Here is a 2,491-nt window from a genome sequence, read left to right on the forward strand (position 1 = left end):
AATGAATCCGATTTAAGAATGGCGTATATAGCTTTCCAGCTCGACTGTTTGCCATGGATGAGTCGGATCAATTTGTTTTTAAGATGATCCATATTTATCCCCCAGAATTGTTTTTTAGATTAATAAACAGCCCCTCTACTCAGAGGGACTGTTCATCAGATATACTTAGTGTGTTTTACACTTATCGTATAAGCCTTGTTCCTTTAATACGCCAATCAGTGTCTCACCCATTACAGAAGGAGTATCAGCAACTTTGATGCCGCACTCGTTCATTACACGGATTTTTTCATCAGCTGTACCTTTTCCGCCGGAAATGATCGCACCAGCATGGCCCATGCGCTTTCCAGGAGGTGCAGTTCTTCCGCCGATGAAGCCGACTACTGGCTTAGTCATGTTAGCTTTGACCCACTCAGCTGCTTCTTCCTCTGCAGTACCGCCGATTTCACCGATCATGATGACAGCATATGTTTCTGGATCTTCATTGAATGCCTTCAGGACATCGATGAAGTTTGTTCCATTAACAGGGTCTCCACCGATACCTACTGCAGTAGACTGGCCGATTCCAGCTTGTGTCAACTGATGTACTGCTTCGTAAGTCAATGTTCCAGAACGGGAAACAACGCCTACATGGCCTTTGGTGTGGATATATCCTGGCATGATGCCGATTTTGCACTCTTCAGGAGTGATAACCCCTGGGCAGTTAGGGCCTACAAGGCGAGTTTTCTTGCCTTCCATGTAGCGCTTCACTTTTACCATATCCAGAACAGGAATATGTTCAGTGATACAGATTGCTAAATCTAAGTCCGCATCAACTGCTTCGATGATTGCATCTGCAGCGAATGCAGCAGGAACATAGATTACAGAAGCGTTAGCGCCTGTAGCATCAACAGCTTCTTTTACTGTGTTGAATACAGGAACGCCTTCTACTTCAGTACCGCCTTTGCCTGGAGATGTTCCTCCAACAATTTTTGTACCATATTCAAGCATTTGTTTTGTATGGAAAAGGGCTGTAGAACCCGTAATACCTTGAACAATGACCTTTGTATCTTTATTAATGAATACGCTCACGTCAAATTCTCTCCTTTCGATCCTACTTAACTAATGAAACGATTTTTTCAGCGCCGTCTGCCATTGATTCAGCAGCAATGATATTTAATCCAGATTCATTCAAAATCTGTTTTCCAAGATCTACATTAGTACCTTCAAGGCGAACTACAAGCGGAACTTCCAGTCCAACTTGCTTAGCTGCTTCAACTACACCAGTAGCGATAACGTCGCACTTCATGATGCCGCCGAAGATATTAACAAAGATACCCTTAACATTCGGATCTGAAAGGATAATTTTAAATGCTTCTGTTACTTTCTCAGCAGTTGCACCGCCCCCAACATCAAGGAAGTTGGCCGGGTCTCCGCCGTAATGCTTGACGATATCCATCGTTGCCATCGCAAGACCTGCACCGTTAACCATGCAGCCGATGTTTCCATCAAGGGAAATATAGCTTAGGTCATACTTTGAAGCCTCGATTTCCTTTGCATCTTCTTCCTCAAGGTCACGGTATTCAAGAATATCCTTTTGACGGTATAGAGCATTCGCATCAAAATTCAATTTGGCATCAAGCGCCATAACCTGTCCATCGCCTGTAACCACAAGCGGGTTGATTTCTGCGATTGAGCAATCTTTTTCAATATAAGCATTGTAAAGACCCATCATGAACTTAACAGCCTGGTTTACAAGCTCTCTCGGGATATTGATATTGAATGCTATACGGCGAGCTTGGTAAGGCATTAAGCCTACTACTGGATCGATTTCTTCTTTGAAGATCTTCTCAGGAGTTGCTTCTGCAACCTCTTCGATTTCCGTTCCGCCTTCTTCTGAAGCCATTAGAACAACACGGGAAGTAGCACGGTCAAGAACAAGTCCTACGTAGTACTCCTTCTTGATATCACAACCTTCTTCAATCAGCAGGCGTTTTACTTCTTTGCCTTCTGGCCCAGTCTGGTGAGTAACCAATGTTTTTCCTAAGATTTCAGTTGCATATGTACGCACTTCATCAAGGTTCTTTGCTACCTTGACCCCGCCAGCTTTACCCCTTCCGCCAGCATGGATTTGAGCTTTCACGACAACTACCGATGAACCAAGTTCCTGCGCTGCTTCAACAGCTTCCTCAACAGTAAAAGCAACCTTACCATTCGGTACTTTTACTCCATATTTTTTGAGGATTTCTTTTCCTTGATACTCATGGACATTCATTTCCCATCCTCCTATCTATTAGAAAAGAGTTCACGTCTAAGAGGATCTACAAGCCATCCTCACCCGCATTTAACTTTTCTAAGTAGAAAATATAATTCATTTAAATTTTTAAAAAATAGACTGCGCTTTCATTTTATATAATGAAATATTGATTGTCTACCTTTATGATTTAAATATTTTGCCATTTTCAATATTGCAAAAAAGTATCATTCTAATAAAAATACAACATAAAAAGCCGAG

Annotated in this window: 2 protein-coding genes; both read right to left on the bottom strand. The window is 42.2% G+C overall.

Translation table 11 applies throughout. The annotated features are described in order from the left end of the window. Nucleotides 1-165: 165 nt before the first annotated feature. Complete coding sequence (gene sucD / locus WB217_RS03365; RefSeq protein ID WP_423990632.1) at nt 166-1,068, bottom strand: succinate--CoA ligase subunit alpha; 903 nt, start codon at nt 1,066-1,068, stop codon at nt 166-168. A gap of 22 nt (nt 1,069-1,090) precedes the next feature. Next, nucleotides 1,091-2,251: an ADP-forming succinate--CoA ligase subunit beta gene (gene sucC / locus WB217_RS03370; protein WP_423990634.1), complete on the bottom strand. Its 1,161-nt coding sequence runs from the start codon at nt 2,249-2,251 to the stop codon at nt 1,091-1,093. Nucleotides 2,252-2,491 lie beyond the last annotated feature (240 nt).

Source organism: Mesobacillus sp. (genome assembly GCF_049588175.1).
Classification (GTDB): domain Bacteria; phylum Bacillota; class Bacilli; order Bacillales; family Cytobacillaceae; genus Mesobacillus.

Bases quoted from the DNA above. Each gene is read 5' to 3' on its own strand.
- sucC (WP_423990634.1), bottom strand. From the start codon at position 2,251: ATGAATGTCCATGAGTATCAAGGAAAAGAAATCCTCAAAAAATATGGA.